Here is a 19,277-nt window from a genome sequence, read left to right on the forward strand (position 1 = left end):
CTATGAGCACCCAATCGCGTCGCTACCGCTCGCAGGACTGGTTCGATAATCCGGACCACATCGATATGACCGCGCTGTATCTTGAGCGCTTCATGAATTACGGGATCACGCCGGAGGAACTGCGTTCCGGCCGCCCGATCATCGGCATCGCACAATCGGGCAGCGACATCAGCCCCTGCAACCGCATCCACCTGGAGCTGGCCAAGCGCGTGCGCGACGGCATCCGCGACGCGGGCGGCATTGCCATGGAATTCCCGCTGCATCCAATCTTTGAAAACTGCCGCCGTCCGACCGCCGCGATTGACCGCAACCTGGCGTATATGGGCCTGGTCGAGATCCTGCACGGCTATCCGATCGACGCCGTGGTGCTGACCACCGGCTGCGACAAGACCACGCCGTCGCAGCTGATGGCTGCCGCCACGGTCGACATTCCGGCCATCGTGCTGTCCGGCGGTCCAATGCTGGACGGCTGGCTGGATGGTGAACTGGTGGGTTCCGGCTCGGCGATCTGGAAAGGCCGCAAGCAGCTGGCCGCCGGCCAAATCGACAACGAGAAGTTCCTGGAAATCGCCGCCGCTTCGGCGCCGTCGGCAGGTCACTGCAACACCATGGGCACCGCGTCGACCATGAACGCGATCGCGGAAGCGCTGGGCATGTCGCTGACCGGCTGCTCGGCGATTCCTGCGCCATACCGCGAACGTGGCCAGATGGCCTACGAAACCGGCAAGCGCATTGTGGAAATGGCCAAGCAGGACATCAAGCCGTCGCAGATCCTGAACCGCGACGCCTTCCTCGATGCGATCGTGGTCAATGCCGCCATCGGCGGTTCCACCAACGCCCAGCAGCACATCGTCGCCATGGCGCGCCATGCTGGCGTGGAGCTGAAGTCCAGCGACTGGATGGAATACGGCCACAAGGTGCCGCTGCTGCTGAACATGCAGCCGTCCGGTAAATTCCTCGGCGAGCGTTTCCACCGTGCCGGCGGCGTGCCGGCCGTGATGTGGGAGCTGGAACAGCAGGGCAAACTGCGCTCCGACCGCTTTACCGTCACCGGCAAGACCATGGCCGAGAATCTGATCGGCCGCGAGACCAACGACCGCGAAGTGATCTACCCGTTCAACGCGCCGCTGAAGGAAGATGCGGGCTTCTTCGTCCTGAAGGGCAATCTGTTCGACTTCGCCATCATGAAGACCAGCGTGATTTCGCCGGAATTCCGCCAGCGCTATCTGAGCGCTCCTGGCAAGGAAAACATCTTCGAATCGCGCGCCATCGTGTTTGACGGTTCGGGCGATTACCACGACCGCATCAATGATCCTGCGCTGAATATCGACGAGAACTGCATCCTGGTGATTCGCGGCGCTGGTCCGATCGGCTGGCCTGGTTCGGCGGAAGTCGTCAACATGCAACCGCCGGACGCGCTGATCAAGCGCGGCATCAACTGGCTGCCGACGCTGGGCGACGGCCGCCAGTCCGGCACCTCGGACAGTCCGTCGATTCTGAACGCCTCGCCGGAAAGCGCGGTAGGCGGCGGCCTGGCCTACATCCGCACCGGCGATACCGTGCGCGTGGACCTGAACGAAGGCAGCTGCAATATGCTGATCACCGACGAGGAACTGGCCAGCCGCAAGGCCGAAGGCATTCCGCCGGTACCGGCCAGCCAGACGCCTTGGCAGCAGCTGTACCGCGCCACCGTCGGCCAGATGGAAACCGGCGCCTGCATGGAGCTGGCGCTCGAATACCGGGGAGTGGGGCAGACGCTGGCGCGACACAACCATTGACCTGGCCCGTCGTCCCCGCGAAAGCGGGGATCCATACAAGCTGCGCATCGTCGGCATGGATTCCCGCTTTCGCGGGAATGACGCAAGAATTTAATTAACGGAGACAAAAATGAAGAAGATTGTAGTGAGCGCTGTTATCGGCGCAACGATGGCGCTGAGCGGCGGCGCGGCCATGGCCGATGCCAAGAACCCGAAGATCGGCTTTTCCATCGACGACCTGCGGCTGGAACGCTGGGCGCGTGACCGCGACTACTTCACCGCCGAAGCGGAGAAGCTCGGCGCCAAGGTCTACGTGCAGTCGGCCGACGCGAGCGAGCAGCGCCAGATCGCGCAGATCGAAAACCTGATCTCGCGCGGCGTTGACGTGCTGGTCATCGTTCCCTACAACGCCACGGTGCTGAACAACGCCGTGCGCGAAGCGAAGAAGGCCAAGATCAAGGTGGTGTCGTACGACCGCCTGATCCTCAACGCCGATATCGACGCCTACATCTCCTTCGACAACGCCAAGGTCGGCGAACTGCAAGCCAGCACGCTGGTGGCGATCAAGCCAAAAGGTAATTACTACCTGCTGGGCGGCGCGCCGACCGACAACAACGCCAAGATCCTGCGCGAAGGCCAGCTGAAAGTGCTGCAACCGCTGATCGACAAGGGCGACATCAAGGTGGTCGGCAAGCAGTGGACCAAGGACTGGAGCGCCTCCGAAGCGCTGGCCATCGTGGAAAACGCGCTGACTGCCAACGGCAACAAGATCGACGCCGTGGTGGCATCGAACGACGCCACCGCCGGTGGCGCGATCCAGGCGCTGGCCGCGCAAAAGCTGGCCGGTAAAGTGCCGGTATCCGGTCAGGATGCCGACCTCGCAGCCGTCAAGCGCGTCATCGCCGGCACCCAGGCCATGACCGTCTACAAGCCGCTGAAAGTGATCGCCACCGAAGCGGCGCGTTTGTCGGTGAAGCTGGTGCGCAATGAAGCGCCGGCCTTCAACTCGTCCTATAACAACGGCTTCAAGAATGTCAGCACGATGCTGCTGGCGCCAGTGGCGCTGACCAAGGCCAATGTCAATGTGCTGGCCGATGACGGCTTCTACACCAAGGCCCAGCTGACCGCTAACTAAGGAATCAGCATGGCCGAATATCTTCTGGAAATGCGCGGCATCGTCAAGGAATTTGGCGGCGTGCGCGCGTTGAATGGCATCGACATCAAGCTCAAGGCCGGTGAATGCGCCGGCTTGTGCGGCGAGAACGGCGCCGGCAAGTCGACGTTAATGAAAGTGCTGTCCGCTGTGTACCCGCACGGCACCTGGGACGGCGAGATTATCTGGGACGGCCAGCCTTTGCGGGCCCAGTCCATCCGCGAAACCGAGGCGGCCGGCATCGTCATCATCCATCAGGAGCTGATGCTGGTGCCGGAGCTGTCGGTGGCGGAGAATATCTTCCTCGGTAATGAGATCACGCTGCCGGGTGGCCGCATGGACTATGCGGCCATGAACCGCCGCGCCGAGGAGCTGCTCAAGGAACTGAACATCAACGACGTCAACGTGGTGCTGCCGGTGAAGCAGTACGGCGGCGGCCACCAGCAGCTGATAGAGATCGCCAAGGCGCTCAACAAGAATGCGCGCCTGCTGATTCTTGACGAGCCGTCGTCGTCGCTGACGGCGTCCGAGATCAAGGTGCTGCTGACGATCATCCATTCGCTCAAGGCGAAGGGCGTCACCTGCGTGTACATCTCGCACAAGCTGGATGAAGTGGCGGACATCTGCGACACCATCGTCACCATCCGCGACGGCCAGCATATCGCCACCACGCCGATGTCGGAGATGAATATCGACCGCATCATCGCGCAGATGGTGGGCCGCGAAATGACGCAGCTGTATCCGCAGCGCGAACATACGCCCGGCGAAGTGATTTTCGAAGCGCGCAACGTGACCTGCTACGACCCGGACAATCTGGAGCGCAAGCGCGTCGATAACATCTCCTTCAAGCTGCGCAAGGGCGAGATTCTCGGCATCGCCGGTCTGGTAGGCGCTGGCCGCACCGAGCTGGTGTCGGCCATCTTCGGCGCCTATCCGGGCCGGAGCGAAGCGGAAGTCTGGCTGAATGGCCAGAAGCTGGATACCAGCACGCCGGTCAAGGCGATCCGCAACGGTCTGGCCATGGTGCCGGAAGACCGCAAGCATCACGGCATCGTGCCGGATCTCGGCGTCGGCCACAATATGACGCTGGCGGTGCTGGGCGACTTCGCGCGCGGCACCCGCATCGATCAGGAAGCCGAACTGGCGACCATCCGCAAGGAGATCAAGAGCGTCAAGCTGAAGACTTCCAGCCCGTTCCTGCCGATTACCGGTCTGTCGGGCGGCAACCAGCAGAAGGCTGTGCTGTCCAAGATGCTGCTCACCAAGCCGAAGATCCTGATCCTCGACGAACCAACCCGCGGCGTGGACGTTGGCGCCAAGTTTGAGATTTACCAGCTGATGTTCGACCTGGCCAGGCAGGGCGTGTCGATCATCATGGTGTCGTCCGAACTGGCCGAGGTGCTGGGCACTTCCGACCGCGTGCTGGTGATCGGCGAAGGCCATTTACGCGGCGATTTCGTCAACGACAATCTGAGCCAGGAAACCGTGCTGGCAGCAGCGCTGGACCAAGCGCATTGATGAGGACTACCAATGAAAAGTAATTTGAAACAGCTGTTCACGCAGTACAAGATGCTGGCCCTGTTGATCGCGGTCGCGCTGATCTGGATGTTCTTCAGCTATCACACCGAGGGTGGCTTCCTCACGCCGCGCAACCTGTCCAACCTGATGCGCCAGATGGCGATTACCGGCATCGTCGCCTGCGGCATGTCGCTGGTCATCATCGCCGGCGAGATCGACCTGTCGGTCGGCTCGCTGCTTGGCCTGCTGGGCGGCATCGCGGCGGTGCTCGATGTGACGCACCATCTGCCGCTGCCGGTGACGCTGGCGGCCGTGCTGGTGGTCGGCCTGCTGATTGGCCTGTTCAACGGCTACCTGACGGCGTATCTGGGCATCCCGTCATTCATCGTCGGTCTGGGCGGCATGCTGGCGTATCGCGGCATTGTGCTGGGCGTTACCGGCGGCACCACCATCGCGCCGGTGTCGGACGACATGGTCTACATAGGCCAGGCCTACCTGTCGCCGACGCTGGGCATCGCGCTGGGCGTGCTGCTGTTCGTGGTGGCGGTCTATCTGATCCTGCAACAGCGCAGCAGCAAGGCAAGGCATGCGCTGGAAGTGGCGCCGGTGTGGCGCGACGCCGCCAAGCTGGCGATTCTCGGCGCGGTGCTGGCGGCGTTTGTCATTACCTTCAATTCCTACGAAGGCATTCCGCTGCCGGTGCTGCTGCTCCTGGCGCTGCTGGGCATCTTCAGCTATGTCACCACGCAGACGGTGTTCGGCCGTCGCGTGTACTCGGTCGGCTCGAACATGGAGGCGACGCGCCTGTCGGGCATCAACGTCAAGTCGATCAAGCTGTGGATCTTTGGCATCATGGGCTTGATGTGCGCACTGGCCGGCATCGTCAACACGGCGCGCCTGGCGGCGGGTTCGCCATCGGCCGGCACCTCGGGCGAGCTGGATGCGATTGCGGCCTGCTTCATCGGCGGCACCTCGATGCGCGGCGGCTCCGGCACCGTGCACGGCGCGCTGATTGGCGCGCTGGTGATGGCGTCGCTGGATAACGGCATGTCGATGCTGGACGTGGATACGTATTGGCAGATGATCGTCAAAGGCGCAATTTTGACGCTGGCGGTCTGGGTGGATGTGAGCACCCGTGCAGGTAAGCGGTAAAACTATAAAAACCCAAGGAGACAATGCATGAGTAATAACCGTAGGCAGTTCCTGACTTCCGTCACCGGCATGGCCGGCCTGTCCATGCTGCCGCCGATGGCGCTGGCCGCCGCGTCGTCGCCTTACAAGGATGCATCGCTGCCGGTGGAAAAGCGTGTCGATGACCTGCTGGGCCGCATGACGCTGGAAGAGAAGATCGCGCAGATGCAGTGCACATGGCAGGCCAAGACCGAGATCCAGGACGCCAGGGGCGAGTTCTCGGCTGCCAAGGCGCAGAAAGCCTGGCCGCACGGCCTGGGCATGGTTGGCCGGCCGTCGGACCGCCAGCTGGGCCAGGCCGCCGGCGCGGGCGACACCGGCGCCACCGCCAACCGCAACGCGCTGGAGACGGCGACCTACACCAATGCGGTGCAGAAGTGGGCGGTCGAGCAGACCCGCCTCGGCATCCCGTTGTTCATGCATGAAGAGGCGCTGCACGGCTATGTGGCGCGCGATGCGACCTCCTTCCCGCAGGCGATCGGCATTGCCTCGTCGTTCGACACCGATCTGACCACCAGGATTTTCAGCGTGGCGGCACGCGAGATGCGCGCACGCGGCGCCAACCTGGCGCTGGCGCCGGTGGTGGACGTGGCGCGTGAACCGCGCTGGGGACGTATAGAGGAAACCTACGGCGAAGATCCCTATGTGTGCGGCGAGATCGGCAAGGCCGCCATCATCGGCTTCGCCGGCACCGATCCCAAGCTGGCCAAGGATAAAGTGCTGGTCACGTTGAAGCACATGACGGGCCACGGCCAGCCGGAGAGCGGCACCAATATCGGTCCGGCGGAAGTGAGCGAACGCACGCTGCGCGAGGAGTTCTTCCCGCCGTTCGAAAAGGCCATCAAGGAAACCAATGTCGGCTGCGTCATGCCGTCGTATAACGAGATCGGCGGCGTGCCGTCGCATGCCAACAACTGGCTGCTGCACAAGGTGCTGCGCGATGAGTGGGGTTTCAAGGGCATCACCGTGTCGGACTATTTCGGCATCAATGAACTGATCACGCGCCACAAGCTGGTGGCAACGCCGAAGGAAGCTGCGCTGCGCGCCATCAAGGCCGGCGTGGATGTGGAAACGCCGGACGGCCTGGCTTACAAAACGCTGGGTGAGCTGGTCAAGGAAAAGCGCGTTTCGGAAGCGGAAATCGACGTTGTCGTGCGCCGCATCCTGACGCTGAAATTCCAGGCCGGCCTGTTCGAGCAGCCATACGTGGACGCCAAGGCGGCCGATGGCCTGACCGCCGCACCGGACGCCGTCGCGCTGGCGCGCCTGGCAGCGACGCGCACCCCGGTGCTGCTGAAGAACGACAAGGGCGTGCTGCCGCTGGACGGCAAGAAGGTCGGCAAGCTGCTGCTGATCGGCACCCACGCTAAGGACACGCCGATTGGGGGTTACTCGGATCATCCGCGCCATGTGGTGTCGATCTTCGACGGCCTGCAGGCGGAAGCCAAGGCGCAGGGCTTCTCGCTGGCGTACTCCGAAGGCGTGCGTATTACCGAAAGCCGCGTGTGGGGCGCCGACGAGATCAAGTTCACGCCGCCGGAAGTGAATGCAAAGCTGATCGCCGCCGCCGTGGAAGCGGCCAAGTCGGCCGACACCATCGTCATGGTCCTGGGCGACAACGAGCAGACCAGCCGCGAGGCTTGGGCCGACAATCACCTGGGCGACCGCGATAGCCTGGACCTGCTCGGCCAGCAGAACGATCTGGCGCGCGCCATTTTCGCTCTGGGCAAACCGACCGTGGTGTTCCTGCTCAACGGCCGTCCGCTGTCGATCAACCTGCTGGCGGAGAAGGCCGACGCCATCATCGAAGGCTGGTACATGGGCCAGGAAACCGGCTACGCTGCTGCCGACCTGCTGTTCGGTCGCGCCAACCCGGGCGGCAAGCTGCCGGTGTCGATTGCGCGCAGCGTCGGCCAGCTGCCGATCTTCTACAACCACAAGCCGTCGGCACGCCGGGGTTATATCGATGGTTCGACCAAGCCGCTGTATCCATTCGGCTTTGGCCTGAGCTACACCACGTTTGCGATTTCCGAGCCGCGCCTGACCAAGGCGAATATCGGCGTGAGCGACTCGACCAAGGTGGAAGTCGACGTCACCAACACCGGCAAGCGCGCCGGCGACGAGGTGGTGCAGATCTACATCCGCGACGACGTCAGCTCGGTCACGCGGCCGGTGCTGGAACTGAAGGCGTTCAAGCGCGTGACGCTGCAACCTGGCGAAAAGCGCACGCTGAGTTTCGACATCAAGCCGTCCGACCTGTGGTTCTACAACACCGAGATGCAGCGCGTGGTGGAGCCGGGCAGCTTCACCATCCACGCCGGTCCGGACAGCGCCAACCTGAAATCGGTCAAGCTGATGGTGGGTTGAGTGGTGCGCTGACCGCATTCTCGATTCTGTAAAATCGTCGCTCCGGCAGCATCGGCTGCCCGGGCGGCGAACAGAGGAGAGACATGATGGTAGCGAAAAATACAATCTGCCTGTGGTACGACCAGGATGCGGAAGAAGCAGCAAACTTCTATGCGCGTACCTTTCCCGATAGCGTAGTAGGCGCCGTGCACCGCGCGCCATCCGATTTCCCCGGCGGCAGTGCAGGGCAGGTGCTGACGGTTGAATTCACCGTCTGCGGCACGCCGTGCATCGGCCTCAATGGCGGCCCTGTCTTCCAGCACAGCGAAGCCTTCTCATTCCAGATTGCCACCGACGACCAGGCCGAGACCGACCGTTACTGGAACGCCATCGTCGGCAACGGCGGCGCCGAAAGCGCGTGTGGCTGGTGCAAGGACAAGTGGGGCCTGTCGTGGCAGATCACGCCGCGCGTGCTGACCGACGCGATGGCGCGGGGCGGCGCGGTGGCCCAACGCGCCTTCCAATCCATGATGACAATGCGGAAGATCGAAGTCGCCCAGATTGAAGCTGCCGTGCGCGGTTAGTCACAGCCCCAAAACTAAGCAAGTTGACGCCGCCCGCCATTTTTCTATATACTAAGTTAAACGTTTTACTAAAAAATAGAAAATAATCGTAAATAGCTCTAAAAACTAGAGTTAAACGATTTCATGATGGCGGGGACATGTTTTACAAAATGCTTTGTATTCTGTTATCAGTGGCATGCCTGGCGAGCGTCGCGCAGGCGCAGTCGCCCGATATCGCAGGTCTTGACCGGCAGCGCATCCTGCTCGCGGCCGACGCCGCCCTGGCGCAAGCGCCGCTGACGATCACGGCTTTTTCCAGCCCGCGCAGCAGCGGCGGGGCGCATGACTTCTACTCGGAAGGCGACTATTGGTGGCCCGATCCGGCGCATCCCGGCGGCCCGTATATCCAGCGTGACGGCCTGACCAATCCCGACAACTTCGTCGCCCACCGGCGCGCGCTGGTCGGGTTCTCGGTGCAAATGCCTGCGCTGGTGGCGGCATGGAAGATCTCCGGCGAGCCTCGCTATGCACGGCACGCCGCCGCCCACTTGCGCGCCTGGTTCATCGATCCTGCCACGCGGCTCAATCCCAATCTGCAGTATGCGCAGGCGATTTCCGGCAGGACCACCGGCCGCGGTATCGGCATCATCGACACCGTGCACCTGGTCGAAGTGGCGCGCGCCATCGAGGTGCTGCAAGCCAGCGATGTTTTATCCGCCGAAGAACAAGGGCAAATCAAGCGCTGGTTCACCGACTATCTTCAGTGGCTGACCACCAGCAAGAACGGCCAGGAAGAGCGCGACGCCAAAAACAACCACGGCTCGTGCTGGCTGCTGCAAGTCGCTGCCTTTGCCCACCTGACCGGCGACCAGCAACTGCTGGCGTATGCCCGCGAGCGCTTCAAGACTGTGCTGCTGCCTACCCAGGTGGCCGCCGACGGCAGCCTGCCGCTGGAACTGAAACGCACCAAGCCCTATGGCTACGCGCTGTTCGACCTGGAAGCGCTGGCCGCGCTGTGCCAGGTCCTGTCCACGCCCGAGGACAATTTGTGGACCTACGCCACGCCCGACGGCAGGAGCATGGCCAAGGCCGTCGCCTGGATGGTTCCCTACATCCGCGACAAAGGTAAGTGGCCGTTGCCGCCGGACGTCATGTATGACAAGCAATGGCCGATGCGCCAGACCAGCTTGTTGTTTGCCGGGCGCGCGCTCGGCAAGCCGGACTACCTGGCCTTGTGGGCCAGCTTGCCCGCCGATTCGGCGGTTGAAGAAGTCATTCGCAATTTCTTCATCCGCCAACCCGTACTTTGGTAATTCCCGACCTATAAAAATGGAGACGCAATTGAATCATAAGACTACTCATCGCATGCTGCCACGCCGCTTGCCGGCCGCAGTCGCACTGGCATTGTTAAGCATGTCCGCGATCGCCCATGCGCAGCAGGACGACACCATGCAAAAAGTGGAAATTACCGGTTCCAGCATCAAGCGCGCGGTGGCTGATCAGGCTTTGCCAGTCACCGTGGTCAAGGCGGAAGACTGGCTGGCGCAGGGCATGGTGACCATCGACGATATCCTGATGTCGATGTCGACCGCCTCCGATTTCGTGCCGAACACCACCTCCGGCGTCGGCAACAGCGCCAATATGCGCGGCATCGGCACCTCGCGCACGCTGGTGCTGCTCGACGGCAAACGCCTGAACGACGTGCCGATCAACCCGAACAGCATTCCGGTCAGCGCGCTCGACCGCACCGAGGTGCTGCGTGACGGCGCGTCGTCCATCTACGGCAGTGACGCGATTGGCGGCGTAATCAACTTCGTCACCAAAAAATCCTACACCGGCGCCTCGCTGACGTTGAAGGGCAGTGCGCCGGGCAAGAGTGGCGGCGGCGAATCGACCGGCTTGAGCTTCATCGCCGGCAAGGGCAACCTGGGCAGCGACGGCTGGAACGTCTACGTTACCGGCGACATCAATAACCAGAACGCGCTGCCGCAATCGGCGCGGCCGAATATTACCTCGGACGCGCGGCTGGCCAGCGCCGGCTTCCCGCCGCCCAAGCTGACCAAGGGCGGCAACTCGATACCGGCCAACGTCACCTTGGCGGACGGCTCGACCAAGGTCGGCAACGTCACCATCGGCGGCAATCCCTATTACGCGAGCGGCTGCCTGGCGCCGTATTCCAGTCCCGGCCTGAACAACACCTGCACCGCCAGCTACACCGCCAACAGCCTGACGCTGACCAAGGAGAGCCAGGAAGCGTCGCTGTTCACCAAGGGCACGCTGATGCTGGGCGAGGACCACAAGCTGTCGGCCTCGCTGTTGTATTCCTCTATCTACAACCGTCCGGTGAAAAATCCGACCTTCGGCATCAACCCGTCGATCGCCAACTTCCCGGCGCTGACCATCGGCCCGAACAGCAAATACTATCCGGGCAAGGGCATCGTTCCGGCTATGCCCGGCATCACCAACCAGAAGCTGACGCTGGCCTGGTCGCTGTACGGCGATCTCGGCCCGACCGTGCTGGACTACAAAACCGAAACCACCCGCCTGACGGTGGACGATGAAGGGCACCTGGGCGCCTGGGATTACAAGGCCAGCTTCTGGTCCGCGCTGTACAGCACCCGCACCAGCTTCCGTTCCGGCTTCGTCAACAGCTACGGCTTGCTGGCCGGCGTCGCCAACGGCCAGCTCAATCCATTCGGCCTGCAAGACCAGGTCGGCAAGGATTACCTGAGCAGTATCTCCACCAATGGCCAGACCGCCAACGCAGGCCGGACGCGCATGAACGGCGTTGACCTGAGCGGCAGCCGCGAGCTGATGACGCTGCCCGGCGGCGCGGTGACGCTAGCCGTTGGCGGCAGCATGTATCACGACTTCTCGTATAACTCGATTCCGGCCACGGTGGCGCTGTCCGGCGGCCAGACCGGCAATACCGCAGCGACCAACCAGAGCGCCTCGCGCAATGTGGCGGCCGTCTACGCCGAGCTTGATTTCCCGATCACCAAGGCGCTGGATGTCGACCTGGCCGTGCGCACCGACCGCTACAGCGACTTCGGCGCCACCACCAATCCGAAAGCCAGCTTCCGTTACAAGCCGGCGGAGTGGGTCATGCTGCGCGGTTCGGCCGGCACCGGCTTCCGCGCGCCGACGCTGGCCGAGCGCTACTTCGGCGCCACCGATGGCCCGACCGGCATCACCAGCACCACGTATAACGATCCGGTGCTGTGTCCGGGTGGCTCCCCGGGCGCCACCACCGGCGGCACGGCCCTGCCGGGTTACAACCCGAGCACCGTGTGCAATGCGCGCCAGCCGATCAATACCGGCGCCAATCCGCAGGTGGGTCCGGAGCGCTCCAAGACCTTCAACCTGGGCGTGGTGTTCACCCCGACCCGCTCCTTGCTGGTCTCGCTGGACTACTTCCGCGTCCAGCTGCGCGATTCGATCGGCCAGCTGACGCAGCCGACGCTGTTCCAGAATCCCGCCTACGCCAACCTGTTCGTGCGCGACGCCAAGGGCAATCTGCTGTACATCGACGACCGCCTGACCAATATGGGCGGCGTGCGCACGGACGGCATCGACCTGACCACCACCTACAACTTCCCTAAAACACGGTGGGGCCAGTTTGGCGTGCAGCTGGACGGCACGTATGTGCACGAGTTTGAAACCCAGGTCGACCGCAACGGCGCGTGGATTTCCAGCGTTAATAAATTCGGCCCGCTGGACGCCAACGTCATGAACTTCCGCTGGAAGTACGGGGCCTCGGCGAAATGGATCAGCGCCAACGGCAACTGGACTTCGACCGTCAACCAGCAATACAAGCAGAGCTTCGAGGACCGCAATAGCGGCACGGCGTACCACGTGATCGACCAGTACACGGTCTACAACTGGTCGATGCAGTACAACGGTTACAAGCAGTGGAGCCTGATGGTCGGCGTCAACAACGTGTTCGACCGCGATCCGCCGGCCGCCAACTATCGCGGCGAAGGCTACGCCAGCGGCGAAGCCAGTCCGGTTGGCCGTACCTATCGCGCGCGTGCGACGTTCAACTTCTGATCCAGGCACAGCCATGATGATCAAACGTTCCCTGTGGTGCGCGGCCTGGCTGGCCGCGAGCCTGTCCGCACCTGCGCTGGCGGCATCGCCGTCGCAGTTCTACACCTACGATCCGGCCGAGCTGGCGCTGGCCAAACAGAAGCTGGCGGCGCATGATCCGCTCTACCAGCCATCGTATGACGCCTTGCTGAAGGAAGCAAATGCGGCGCTGTCCCACCGGCGCTACAGCGTGGTGGACAAGACCCTGAGCCCGGCCAGCGGCGACAAGCATGATTTCTTCAGCTTCGGGCCGTACTGGTGGCCCGATCCGGCGAAAACGGATGGCTTGCCCTATATCCGCAAGGATGGCGTGCACAATCCCGCCGCGTCCACCGACGGCACGGACAGCACCCGCATGGGCAAGTTCTCGCATGACGTCACCGTGCTGGCGCTGGCCTGGTACTTCACCGGCGAGCAGAAATATGCGTTGAAGGCGGGCGAGCTGTCCCGCGCCTGGTTCCTCGCGCCGGAAACCCGCATGAATCCCAACCTGGACTACGGGCAGGCGATTCCAGGCCGGGTGAACGGACGCGGCATCGGCATCATTAGTAGCCGGTCGCTGATCGACGTGATGGACAGCCTGGCCCTACTGCAACCGACTGAAGCCCTGAGCGACGCCGAAAACGCCGGCGTGCGCGCCTGGTATCGCGATTACCTGAACTGGCTGCTCAACAGCCGCAACGGTTTTGAAGAGAGCAACGCGCACAACAACCACGGCACCTTCTACTCTGCGCAACTGGTGGCGTATGCCTTGTACACCGGTCAGCAGGAGATCGCCAAGCGCGAACTGGACATCACCAAGATTCGCCGCATCGCCGGCCAGATCGACCGTGAAGGCAAGCTGATCGCCGAGCTGGAGCGCACGCGGCCATCCGGCTACGTCAACTTTGCGCTGGAAGCGTTTGGCTACCTGGGACGCTATGGCGAGCTGACGGGGCAGCAAGTCTGGGAGCATGGTGAAGATGCGCACAGCATCGCCCAAGGCTACCGTTTCGTCGCGCGTTATGTGAACGGGGAGAAGTGGCCGTATCCGGAAATCGATCCCAAAGAAGGATCGGTAGACGGCATCAACAAGCATGCCATGCACAACATGCTGGCCGCCGCCCGCGCCTACAAGAGCGAGCCGCTATTCGCGCAAAAGGCCCGCTGGCTGCTTGAGCATTATCCAGGCCAGCTGGATGCGTTGATACTGCCGCTGGAGTAGGTTGGAATTTTGCCCATCGTTGCGTTGACATGATATTTCGGATGAATCTACAATGTATCAACATCTGGAGGATTTATGGAATTGTCAATTCAGAAATGGGGCAACAGCGCAGCGGTGCGTTTGCCGACGGAGTTACTGGGCATACTCAAGGTAACTTTGGGCGATAAGTTGAGCGTCAATGTGCAGCCTGAAGGGGTGCTATTGAAAGCAGCCCGCCCGTCTTATTCGCTGGCTGACCTGGTGGCCCAATGTGACCTTACGGCGCCGGAGCCGGCCGATTTGGCGGAGTGGTCCAACGTCAAGCCTGTAGGGCGAGAAGCGTGGTGAGCCGTAGTAAATTCGGGCGAGGTGACATCGTGATGGTAAGCCCCGATCCGACGCAAGGGCACGAGCAAAGGGGCAAGCGCCCCGCACTCGTGCTGTCTACAAGTACATTCAATGTGCTAGGTGTGGTGCTGGTTGCGCCAATAACGCAGGGCGGTGACTTCGCTCGGCATGCAGGTTTCGCAGCATCCTTGGACGGCGCAGGCACGAAGACGCAAGGCGTGGCGTTAGTCAACCAGATTCGTATGCTGGACTTGGAAGCAAGAAAGGCCAAGCGCGTTGAAACTGTACCTGAGCATGTGGTCGAAGATGCGCTGGCTCGGCTGCGCGCAATTACCGATTAAAGTTTGCTCTAGCTAAGACTCGCAATAATACCCGCGAACAGGTGAGCTGGAAGTTTGAAGGACCGGTATCGGCCAAAACCGGACGCTCACATCACAAGACGAGCGACTACTAAAAAGTCGCTATTGACACTCCCCCGGAGTTGATATTTATGCATCTGGATGAATCGTTTCTGCAGGACCTTGCGAATTTGACTGGGGAAGAATGTTGGGGAGTCACTGGTGGAAAGGGAACTGGATCGGTGATTTCACTGGACATTGGAAAAAGAACGGTCAGGGCAAAGCCTATGAGGAATCCTCACTTAACGGAGTTGGTTAGATGCTATGAAAGCGCATACCAACTTTTGCTCTACTGTCCGTGGAGAATAGAATCAAGTTCAGAAGTTTTTTCTGGCAGCCATATGTCAAACCAGAACGACGGTCCGATGGTCCGAGGTCTAGAAGTCATACGAGGAAAAACAATTCAAACCGTAACGTGCTCGCGGCCCGCGTTTGATCTTCAGATTCAATTTGAAGGAGGGATTTCGCTTGTAATCCATTGCAGCTTAATAGGTATGGATGAGGATGAATGTTATGTGTTCAAAGGAAAACTTGGGTGGTATTCCGTCGGCTTTGATGGCAAGTTAGCTTTAGAGAAGTCCTAATCGAACGTCTGCGACTGTTTTCGCTAGTCGATTCGGTCTGGCAAACAGAACCACGGATTAAAGGAATTCACGCTTTGGACAACCTTGCCCAATCGAGCAGCTGAACGTCTGGTTCGGGGCGACAGCGTGCATCGCCCAGCATAGCGCCACTCTTCCGTGTCTTCCGCCATTTCTAGCGTTCGTCCGCTGTTGGCCTGACTGTCTAGAGCCGACAATCAACCCCCTCGAAACCGATAATTAGCGCCAGCTATGGCGCTGGCCGTCGACTTCGATGAAGCAGCGGTCATCGCTGGCATCGCCATGCTTAGGCGCTCGCGCAGCGAGTCCGCATACGGGGCGCGGTGCGGGTTGATCTTGGCGCCGTGCGGCAGGTCGGGAACCATTGCTACCTTGATCGAAGGAATGCGCCGCAGCAGTGTCACCGTCTGCGGGCACACGAGCTTAGCGTACGGATGGCCGTTAGCGTACCACTTCAGGTAAAACCGCTTCCAGCCAGTTTTAAAGAAGGAATTGAAGCCAGCGTTGTTGCTTTGCTCGGGGGCTTTATTTTTGCAGCGCCAGCGCCGCGCGGCCTGCCATCTGAGAGGGGGCGCAATTGCAACAAGGTGCGCTAGCGAACATCCGTTACCTCATCCGTTTGCTACGATGCTTTCACCGATTAAATAACTGGTGAGGCAAAAATGGCAAGCGCACAACAAGTTCTGGTAGTAGATGACAATGTCGATATGGTGGAGTCGCTGTCGGCTCTGCTGCAATGCCAGGGCTACGAAACCGCCTCGGCGCATAACGGCTACGAGGCTTGCGACTGGGTGCGCGATGCGATGCCGAAGGCGATCATCATGGATCTCGGCATGCCTTGGATGGATGGCTTTGGCGCAGTGCGGGCGATTCGCCGCATGCCTGGCGCCGAGTCGGTGCCGATCATTGCGCTCACCGGTTCAGCTGACCGCGATTCGGCCAAGAAGGCCGTCGCGGCGGGCTTTACGCAGCACTTTTCCAAGCCGCTGAACTTCGATCATCTGAATCAGTATCTGAATAACCTCGGTTAAACTGCTGCCGGCTGCGCGCCAACCGCGCGGCCGGCGAATACCAGCAGCAGGCCGGCGGCGGCCATCACGGCGCCAGCGACCGGCACTGCGGCGTAGCCCATGCCGGCCGAGATGACGAAGCTGCCGATGGCCGCGCCGGCGGCGTTGCCCAGGTTGAAGGCGCCGACGTTGACCGACGACGCCAGTCCCGGCGCTTCGGCCGCAGCATGCATCACGCGGATCTGCACCGGCGGCACAATCGCAAACGCCGCCGCACCCCACAGCACTACGCCAATCAGCGCTCCCCAATGGCTGGTCAACAGCAATGGCAACGCCAGCATAATAACGGCCAGTGACGCCAGAAAGATCTTGGTGGCGCCGTCCAGCGACCAGTCGGCCAGCTTGCCGCCGATGCCATTCCCAATCGTGAAGCCGACACCGATCAGCACCAGCGCCAGCGTCACAAACGCGCCCGAAGCGCCGGTCAGCGTGGTCAGGATCGGTGCGATATACGTATAGACGGTGAACATCGCGGCCGAGCCCATGACCGTGGTGGCCAACGCCATCAGCACCACAGGGCGGGCCAGCACGCGGAGTTCCTTGCGGATGTCCGGCATCGCACCCATTTCGCCGCGCGGCAGTGCCACCACCAGCGCCGCCATCGCCAGCAGGCCCAGTCCCGCCGTGCCGGCAAACGCCATGCGCCAGCCGATCTGCTGGCCAATCCAGGTTGCGGCAGGCACGCCGCCGATGTTGGCAATCGTCAGGCCCATGAACATGGTGGCCACGGCGCTGGCGCGTTTATCCGGCGTGACCAGATTGGCCGCCACCACCGAACCGATGCCAAAGAAGGCGCCGTGATTCAGGCTGGTGACGAGGCGCGAGGCGAGCAGCGTCCAGTAGCCGGGCGCCATGGCCGACAGCAGATTGCCAACCACGAAAATCGACAGCAGCACCATCAGCGCATGCTTGGCGCGCAGGCGCGCCAGTAGTAGTGTCATGACCGGTGCGCCGATCATCACGCCCAGCGCATAGGCGCTGATCAGCAAGCCGGCGCTGGGAATCGAGACGTGCACGCCTTCGGCGATGACCGGCAGCAGTCCCATAGGCGAAAATTCGGTGGTGCCGATGCCGAAGGCGCCAACGGCCAATGCCAGCAACGCCCAGGTGGGCTTCTTGTTCGTGTCCGTCACTGTGTACTTTCAGTTAACCAAAGAGGTCTACTATAGTGGAGTTCGCGATTTTCTGCAGAGGCGGGGAGGGCCTGCGGCGGCGATGCCGGCGCAGGCTGGCGGTGACAAACACTTGATCTGGCCCGGAGACTTTGGCGTCGCCGCATTGGCAACACACTTCACAGCAAACGATGGCCCCATCTTCTGGCTGTCGCCTTCGTCTGCCGAAGGAGAGAGCGGCGCCGGCCCGGTTGGGCCTTGCCGCAGGCGTTTAACGCAGGGTTTCGGTCAGCACGCGGCCTTCCGAGCCGGCCGGTGGACGGACGTGCAGCAGGTTCGCCAGCGTCGGCGCAATGTCGACAACTTCCGCATACTGGCTGTAGGCGCCTGGTTTGATCCAGCGTTTACCCATGATCATCAATGGCACGTTGGTGTCGTAGGCGTACGGCGAGCCGTGCGAGGTGCCGCTGATGCCGGTGCCGAAGTACCAGAACGGCTTGGTGACCACCATCAGGTCGCCCGACGATTCGCGGTTCCAGGCGCGCCGCATCAATGTGTTGATATGCGTGCCTTGCACCGCGCCGCTTTCAAACTGGGTGCGGGTGAAGGTGTCGACGATGCCGTTTTGCGCCAGCAGGAAGCGGGCGGCGGCGGTTTCCACGTCTTCCCGTTTCAGTTTGTTTTGCTCGGCCAGCGCGTAGTCCAGATGGATGTTTGGCAGCGACCAGGCTTGCACCAGTTTGGATACGCCAAACTTGGCGGCCAGGTGCTGGTCCAGTGCGGCCATCAGCTTGTCGCCGTCGATGCGCTGGGCGTCGAGGTTCTGGGTTTTGGCGAATTCCGGCGTGTTCGGGAAGCCGTGATCGGCGGTCAGCACCACCAGCACGTTGTCCATGCCGACCCGTTTATCCAGGTAGTTGAAGAAGTCGGCCAGCATGCGGTCCAGGCGTTGCAGGTGGTCGTGCGACAGCTTGCTCTCCGGGCCGAAAGCGTGGTTGACGTAATCGTGCGCCGACAGGCTGACGCCCAGCAGGTCTGGCACGCCGGCCGGATTGCGGCCGAGGTTTTCGCCCTCGACTGCGGCGCGCGCGAAGTCCAGCGTCAACTGGTCGAGGAAGGGGCCAACGCGCAGGCTGGCGTAGTAGCCGGCGTCGATCTCGCCGCTTTCGCTGTAATAGGTGTATGGCAGGCGGTTATGCGAACCGGCTTTCGGTTGATTCAGCTCTTCCGGCGCGTCGCCGGCGTAAGCCGATTCCGGCAGCAACGGCGCCCAGGTCTTGCCGTAGTAGCGGTCTTGCGGCTTGGAGGCCAGATATTTCTGAGCCCACTCCGGGTGCTGCTTCATGTAGTAGGTGCTGCTGGCGAAGTCGCCGGTTTTGTCCATATACATATAGGCGGTGCCGGTTTTACCCGCCAGCAGGATCGCGCCGCGGTCCTTGCCGGACACGGTGATCACTTTGCTGCGGCTGCCGGTGGCGTAGCGCAGTTCATCGCCCAGCGTGTTGACTTTGAGCTTGGCCGGCGAGGTGCCGTCGCTTGGCTTGGTCTCTTCGCCGATGTAGGTGTAGTTGGTGTCCTCGGTGCAGTAGACCGATTTTTTGGTGACCGGATCGATCCAGTTATTGCCGATGATGCCGTGCACATAAGGATAGGCGCCGGTCAGCACGGCGCTATGGCCGATGGCGGTAACCGTCACGCCGTGCGCCTGGTGCGCATCGCTGAACGACGCGCCCTGGTCCAGCATGCGGCGCAAGCCGCCCTGGCCGAACTGGTCGCGATAGCGTTGTACCTGCTCGTTCGGCAGGCCGTCCACCACCAGCACCACCACCAGCTTGGGCAGGGTGGAGGCGGTGGTCGGTGCTGCAGGGGCGGCGCAAACGTGGGACAGCGCGAGGCAGGATGCGGCGATGGTGATGGCGCGCAGGGACAGATGCTTGGTCATAGAGT

The 19,277-nt window shown here is 62.0% G+C and carries 14 protein-coding genes and 1 pseudogene; 12 read left to right on the forward strand and 3 right to left on the reverse strand.

What is annotated here, in order from left to right; all coding sequences use genetic code 11:
* The first annotated feature begins 2 nt into the window (after window positions 1-2).
* The 11 genes from GTP55_RS11500 to GTP55_RS11550 all read left to right on the forward strand — a co-directional run bounded on the left by GTP55_RS11500 (window position 3) and on the right by GTP55_RS11550 (window position 14,489).
* Window positions 3-1,778 (forward strand): IlvD/Edd family dehydratase, encoded by a 1,776-nt coding sequence (locus tag GTP55_RS11500; protein ID WP_161045068.1) that lies wholly within the window; start codon window positions 3-5, stop codon window positions 1,776-1,778.
* A gap of 148 nt (window positions 1,779-1,926) precedes the next feature.
* A complete protein-coding gene (gene xylF / locus GTP55_RS11505) occupies window positions 1,927-2,892 on the forward strand; it encodes a D-xylose ABC transporter substrate-binding protein (RefSeq protein ID WP_371868344.1) in 966 nt (321 codons plus the stop codon).
* Between the two features lie 9 nt (window positions 2,893-2,901).
* The gene (xylG, locus tag GTP55_RS11510; RefSeq protein WP_161045070.1) at window positions 2,902-4,428 is read left to right on the forward strand and encodes a D-xylose ABC transporter ATP-binding protein; all 1,527 of its coding nucleotides are present in this window, start codon (window positions 2,902-2,904) and stop codon (window positions 4,426-4,428) included.
* A gap of 12 nt (window positions 4,429-4,440) precedes the next feature.
* Window positions 4,441-5,580: a sugar ABC transporter permease gene (locus tag GTP55_RS11515; RefSeq protein ID WP_161045071.1), complete on the forward strand. Its 1,140-nt coding sequence runs from the start codon at window positions 4,441-4,443 to the stop codon at window positions 5,578-5,580.
* 27 nt (window positions 5,581-5,607) lie between these two features.
* The gene (locus GTP55_RS11520; protein ID WP_161045072.1) at window positions 5,608-7,986 is read left to right on the forward strand and encodes a glycoside hydrolase family 3 N-terminal domain-containing protein; all 2,379 of its coding nucleotides are present in this window, start codon (window positions 5,608-5,610) and stop codon (window positions 7,984-7,986) included.
* An 86-nt stretch (window positions 7,987-8,072) separates the two neighbouring features.
* Window positions 8,073-8,549: a VOC family protein gene (locus GTP55_RS11525; RefSeq protein WP_202423676.1), complete on the forward strand. Its 477-nt coding sequence runs from the start codon at window positions 8,073-8,075 to the stop codon at window positions 8,547-8,549.
* A gap of 170 nt (window positions 8,550-8,719) precedes the next feature.
* Window positions 8,720-9,841 (forward strand): alginate lyase family protein, encoded by a 1,122-nt coding sequence (locus GTP55_RS11530; RefSeq protein WP_371868327.1) that lies wholly within the window; start codon window positions 8,720-8,722, stop codon window positions 9,839-9,841.
* 28 nt (window positions 9,842-9,869) lie between these two features.
* A complete protein-coding gene (locus GTP55_RS11535) occupies window positions 9,870-12,578 on the forward strand; it encodes a TonB-dependent receptor plug domain-containing protein (protein ID WP_161045075.1) in 2,709 nt (902 codons plus the stop codon).
* Between the two features lie 13 nt (window positions 12,579-12,591).
* On the forward strand, window positions 12,592-13,821 hold the full coding sequence (locus GTP55_RS11540; protein WP_161045076.1) for an alginate lyase family protein: 1,230 nt from the start codon (window positions 12,592-12,594) through the stop codon (window positions 13,819-13,821).
* A gap of 75 nt (window positions 13,822-13,896) precedes the next feature.
* Window positions 13,897-14,148, forward strand: coding sequence for an AbrB/MazE/SpoVT family DNA-binding domain-containing protein (locus GTP55_RS11545; protein ID WP_161045077.1), 252 nt, complete (start codon window positions 13,897-13,899; stop codon window positions 14,146-14,148).
* Window positions 14,142-14,489: a type II toxin-antitoxin system ChpB family toxin gene (locus tag GTP55_RS11550; protein ID WP_161045078.1), complete on the forward strand. Its 348-nt coding sequence runs from the start codon at window positions 14,142-14,144 to the stop codon at window positions 14,487-14,489. Before GTP55_RS11545 ends, GTP55_RS11550 begins: the two co-directional genes overlap by 7 nt.
* A gap of 881 nt (window positions 14,490-15,370) precedes the next feature.
* Here the strand turns inward: GTP55_RS11550 and GTP55_RS11555 are convergent.
* Window positions 15,371-15,681 (reverse strand): annotated as a pseudogene (locus GTP55_RS11555) (aspartyl/asparaginyl beta-hydroxylase domain-containing protein); the annotation flags it as partial.
* 129 nt (window positions 15,682-15,810) lie between these two features.
* Between GTP55_RS11555 and GTP55_RS11560 the strand changes: the two are divergent.
* Window positions 15,811-16,179 carry a response regulator gene (locus tag GTP55_RS11560; RefSeq protein ID WP_110849359.1) on the forward strand — a complete coding sequence of 123 codons (369 nt, stop codon included), beginning with the start codon at window positions 15,811-15,813 and terminating at the stop codon, window positions 16,177-16,179.
* Here the strand turns inward: GTP55_RS11560 and GTP55_RS11565 are convergent.
* Together GTP55_RS11565 and GTP55_RS11570 are read right to left on the reverse strand one after the other, a co-directional pair.
* The gene (locus tag GTP55_RS11565) at window positions 16,176-17,351 is read right to left on the reverse strand and encodes an MFS transporter (protein WP_161045079.1); all 1,176 of its coding nucleotides are present in this window, start codon (window positions 17,349-17,351) and stop codon (window positions 16,176-16,178) included. The genes GTP55_RS11560 and GTP55_RS11565 overlap by 4 nt on opposite strands.
* 250 nt (window positions 17,352-17,601) lie before the next feature.
* Window positions 17,602-19,272 (reverse strand): alkaline phosphatase family protein, encoded by a 1,671-nt coding sequence (locus GTP55_RS11570; RefSeq protein WP_161045080.1) that lies wholly within the window; start codon window positions 19,270-19,272, stop codon window positions 17,602-17,604.
* Between the last annotated feature and the right edge of the window lie 5 nt (window positions 19,273-19,277).

The organism is Duganella margarita, from assembly GCF_009857535.1.
Classification (GTDB): Bacteria; Pseudomonadota; Gammaproteobacteria; order Burkholderiales; family Burkholderiaceae_D; genus Rugamonas; species Rugamonas margarita.